Genomic DNA, 1,319 nt, shown 5'->3' with positions numbered 1-1,319 from the left:
CAGCTTGTTGAAAAACTCCCCTTACTAACTATTTTGTGAAAAAATAGCGTTTTCTTCTCTTTGAATACAGAGCCTAACTATGCGCGGTGAAGACATCAGCCAACCCAAACTGTTTATAACGACCACGGTTACGGATTTTGTACCCAAAAGTCATCCGTTGAGATCGCTGCGTAGACTGCTTGATGCCGCCCTGAAAGAACTCGATGATCATTTTGACGACATGTACTCCGATATTGGACGAGAATCTGTTGCCCCCGAGCGGCTGATTCGCGCGTCATTGTTACAGGTACTCTATACCATCCGCAGTGAGCGGCAATTGGTGGAGCAAATTCGATATAACATGCTGTATCGTTGGTTCGTGGGCTTGGAAATGGATGATGCCGTTTGGCATCACTCAACGTTCACGAAGAACCGGGCGCGCCTGTTGGAGCATGCGGTATTACCCGAACTGTTTGACGCAGTATTACGCCAGGCCCGCAAGCGCCACCTGTTATCAGACGATCATTTCAGTGTCGATGGAACGCTGATCGATGCATGGGCATCCCACAAGAGCTTTCAGCCACGCGACGATGACGATGATGACGCCCCTCAGAGCCGTGAACGGGACTTTCACGGCGAAAAACGGAGCAATCAGACCCATAGCTCCAGAACGGATCCGGATGCAGAATTGATGCGTAAGAATAAGGGACAGGAATCAAAGCTGCGCTATGGTGTTTGTCATGTAACCGAGAATCGTAACCACTTTGTGGTAAAAGTGAAAACGGCACCGGCAGCCAGTGTTACGGAGAGGGAAGTATCACTTGATCTGCTGGCGGAAATGAAGGGTGAGCATCTTAAGACATTGGGTGGCGATAAAGCCTTCGATACGCACGATTATGTTGACGCCTGCCGGGTGATGAAATTTACACCACACTTTGCTCAGAATATAGAACGTAACGGTGGTTCCGCGATAGATGAACGTACAACTCGTCACCCTGGCTATAAAATAAGTTTACGCAAACGAAAAATGATTGAAGCCACCTTTGGCTGGGTTAAGCAATACGGTGGTTTGAGACGAATGATGTATCGGGGTATGCCGAGAGTGGATGCGGCGGTCACCTTTGCGGTGACCGTATACAATTTGCTAAGGATCAACAATCTACAGCCGCATTGGCAAGAATAGGAGCTTGAAAAGAGGGAAATCAGCGTGGCATGAACCAAATATTGAAACGGATCAGGCCATTTTCAATATTATTCACGAAAACCATTACTTCTCTCCAGAATTGTCGGCATTCAATGTCAAATGTGATTTCTATTTTCAGGCTATTTTCAACAAGCTG

At 47.3% G+C, this 1,319-nt stretch carries 1 protein-coding gene; it reads left to right on the top strand.

The genetic code is table 11. From position 1 onward, the window contains the following. Positions 1 to 79 precede the first annotated feature (79 nt). On the top strand, positions 80 to 1,162 hold the full coding sequence (locus FT643_RS23005; RefSeq protein ID WP_156873736.1) for an IS5 family transposase: 1,083 nt from the start codon (positions 80 to 82) through the stop codon (positions 1,160 to 1,162). Positions 1,163 to 1,319 lie beyond the last annotated feature (157 nt).

The organism is Ketobacter sp. MCCC 1A13808, from assembly GCF_009746715.1.
Classification (GTDB): domain Bacteria; phylum Pseudomonadota; class Gammaproteobacteria; order Pseudomonadales; family Ketobacteraceae; genus Ketobacter.
The sequence above is the reverse complement of the archived record's forward strand: the minus strand, read 5'-3'. Positions and strand labels throughout refer to the sequence as shown.